Raw genomic sequence first — 3,473 nt, forward strand, 5'->3', positions numbered from 1 at the left:
TTCGACTTCGAGCTGCAGCTGTTCGGCCAAATTGTCGGCCACGGCTTCCAGCAAGGTGTTCTTGGAATCGAAGTAATAGAGCAAGCCGCCCTTGCTCACATTGGCGGCATCGCTGACCGCATCGAGCGTCAGGGCAACGGCACCTTTCTGAATGACCACCGCCGCAGCGGCATCGAGAAGTCGCTGGCGCCGATGACTAGCGGCGCGGGCGCGAGGGGAGAGCATCGTGGACATCCGCCCAAGGTGGTGTCGAGCGGCGGACATATCAAGGCGGAAAACGCGGCTAGAAAACCGCGCCATCCGCTTAGGGACATGTCTTATGCGGGCTGAGCGGCAGAAGTGCCATTCACGGCGTCTTCCGATGCCTCAGGGCTGCGGGTCCGATGATCGGCGGCAATCAATGTGTAAAACACCGGCACCACGAACAATGTAAATAAAGTGCCGACAATCATGCCCGTCACCAACACGATGCCGATGCTATTACGAGCCTCGGCGCCAGGGCCCGACACCAACACCAGCGGGAAGTGACCAAACACTGTCGCAGCCGATGTCATCAACACCGGACGCAACCGAGTCAGCGACGCCTCACGCAAGGCTGCGACTTTCTCCATGCCACGTTCCTGCAACGTGTTGGCGAACTCGACGATCAGAATCCCGTTCTTGGCGATCAAGCCCACCAACGTGATCAGACCCACCTGGGAATAGATATTGATGGTGGTCATGTCGAGGAACGTGAATACCAGCGCGCCCGAAATCGCCAGCGGCACCGACCCGAGCAGCACGATCAGCGGATCGCGGAAGCTCTGGAACTGCGCGGCCAGCACGAGATAGATCAGGATCAGTGCGAAGCCGAGCGTCGCCGTCAACGCCGTGCCTTCGTGACGAATCTGTCGCGACTCGCCGGCGTACTCGATCAACACGTTCTTGCCGCCGGCTTTGTGTGCCGCGCCTTCGAGCACTCGCAACCCTTCTTCCTTGGTCACGCCCGGCTGCACGCCGCCGAAGATGCGTGCCGAGTTGCGCTGAGCGAATCGATTCAAGGTGCGCGGGCCCGTCTCCGATTCGATGTGCATGAACGTCGACACCGGCACCAACACACCCGACGGCGTCTTGATCTTCAAATCCAACAACGGATCGAGCGTGGCGCGATCCTTGTCGCCGATCTGCGGAATCACCTTGTAGCTGCGGTCGAAATAGTTGAACCGATTTACATACGCGCCGCCCAGCAATGTGCCCAGTTCGCGGCCGACGCCGGCCAGATCCAAACCCAAATCGGCGAGACGCTCGCGATCCAACACCACCCGCGCCTGCGGCAGATCGAGCTTTAGATCCGTGTCCACATACAAGAACTTGCCGCTCGCCCAACCGGCATCGAGCACCGCCTGCGTGGTCGCGAGCAACTCCTCGATGGACTGTTCGTTCTGCACGATCATTTCAACGTCGTACTGACCCGGCGTCGGCAATGGCGGATCGAGACGCGGATACACGCGAACGCCAGGCACTTGCGACACGGCGCCATAAACTTCGCCGTACATCTGCTCGGTCGAACGCTCGCGCTCCTTCCAATCCTTCGCGACCAAGCCGCCGAAACCGCCCGAGGCCGCAGTCAGCGACCACATGAAGTCCGCCTCGGGGAACGCAGTGAGCGCCTTGACCACTTGTTGCGAATCCCGATTGGTCGCCACCAGCGAGGAATCCGGCGACGCCTCGAAAAACAAACTGATGTGACTTTGATCTTCCACGGGCGCCAGCTCCTGACGCGAGTACATGAACAAAGGCCACGCCGCCAAGGTCACCAACACAGCCATCGCCACGATGCCCCAGCGCATACCGAGCGCGCCGTCGAGCAACCGCTCATACACGCGACGAACCGCGTCGAAGCCGCGATTCACGATGCTGGTCAGCTTGCCTTCGTGACCATGCTCATGCACGAAGCGCGAACTCATCACCGGCGACAAAGTCAGCGCGACGATGCCAGACACCACGACTGCAGCCGCCAGCGTGATCGCGAACTCGAGGAACAACGATCCTGTCAGGCCGCCCTGGAATGCGATGGGCGTATACACCGTCGCAAGCGTGATGGTCATCGCGATGATGGGACCAGCCAACTCACGCGCCCCCGCCAGCGCCGCGTCGATACGCGATTTTCCTTCTCGAACGTGCCGCTCGACGTTCTCGACCACCACGATGGCGTCGTCCACGACCAGACCCACGGATAGCACGATTGCGAGAATGGTCAGTAGATTCAGGCTGAAGCCGAACGCGATCATGACGATGGCCGCGCCGACCAGTGATACCGGCATCGCCACCAACGGCACCAGCGCCGTGCGAATCGACCCCATGAACAAGAACACCACGAGGGCGACGATCAGCACTGTCTCGGCCAGTGTCTTGGTGATTTCTTCCAAGGCGCTGCGCATGAACATGGTGCCGTCCCACACCAGCCGCATTTCGATGTCGGCCGGCAACGTGGGCTTGATGCGTTCCATCTCGTCGCGCAGGTGCTGAGCAACTTCGATTTCATTCGAGCCAGGCAACGGCCACACGCCGAGATAGACGCTCTGCTGGCTGTTGTACTTGGCCACCATCGCCGCCTCTTCCGCGCCGAGTTCGACGCGCGCCACGTCGCTCAGGCGCACGATGGCGCCATCGCGATCCGCGACGATCAGATTCTCGAACTCATCGACGGCGCGCAGATCGGTGTTGGCCAGCAGGTTCACCTGCACCAGGTTGCCCTTGGTCTGGCCGACCGCGGCAAGATAGTTGTTACGACGCAGAGCTTCCTGCACGTCGCCGGGCGCGAGATTGCGAGCCGCGAGCCGATCCGGATCAATCCACACGCGCATGGCCAACGGCTGCGCGCCTTCGTAGCTCACTCGTTGCACGCCTTCGAGCGTCGACAACTGCGGCTGCAACGTGCGCGACAGCCAGTCGGTCAGCTCTGGCACCGTGCGATTAGGCGAAGTGAAACCGATATAGAACGTTGCATACGGACGATCGGCTCGTTGCACCTCGAGCACTGGCGGTTCTGCTTCAGCCGGCAGTTCCGACCGCACTTGCTGGAGTCGTGCGGTGACCTCAGCCAACGCGTCGGTGCTGTTGTGATCGAGCTTGAGTCGCACCGTCACCGTGCTCGCACCGGCGCGGCTGGTCGATTCCACATAGTCGACGCCGCTGATCGCAGAGACCGCGCGTTCGATGGGCGTTGTGAGGAAGCCGCGAACGGTCTCGGCGCTGGCGCCGGTGTATACCGTGGTGATGATTACCGACGAGCTTTCGACGCTCGGGAACTGTTGCACCGGCAGGTTGAACAGGGCCCGTGCGCCGACCAGCACGATGACCAAGTTGACCACCACCGCGAGCACCGGGTGTTTGATGAATATGTCGGTGAATGAGCGCATGACTGCCTTTCCGTTTGCTGCCGACCGTTACATGCTGGTAGCGGTGGACTTGCTCTCGTTGCGCGCCACCGA

General features: G+C 61.4%; 2 protein-coding genes. Both read right to left on the reverse strand.

The window, feature by feature from the left end:
* Positions 1 to 225, reverse strand: a 225-nt coding sequence (locus tag JNL55_RS12740) for a TetR/AcrR family transcriptional regulator (RefSeq protein WP_293853412.1), incomplete at its 3' end; no start/stop codon positions are given.
* A 92-nt stretch (positions 226 to 317) separates the two neighbouring features.
* A complete protein-coding gene (locus tag JNL55_RS12745; RefSeq protein ID WP_293853415.1) occupies positions 318 to 3,401 on the reverse strand; it encodes an efflux RND transporter permease subunit in 3,084 nt (1,027 codons plus the stop codon).
* Positions 3,402 to 3,473 lie beyond the last annotated feature (72 nt).

Origin of the sequence: Steroidobacter sp. (assembly GCF_016790065.1) — a bacterium.
Classification (GTDB): Bacteria; Pseudomonadota; Gammaproteobacteria; order Steroidobacterales; family Steroidobacteraceae; genus Steroidobacter.

Bases quoted from the DNA above. Each gene is read 5' to 3' on its own strand.
- JNL55_RS12745 (WP_293853415.1), bottom strand. From the start codon at position 3,401: ATGCGCTCATTCACCGACATATTCATCAAACACCCGGTGCTCGCGGTG.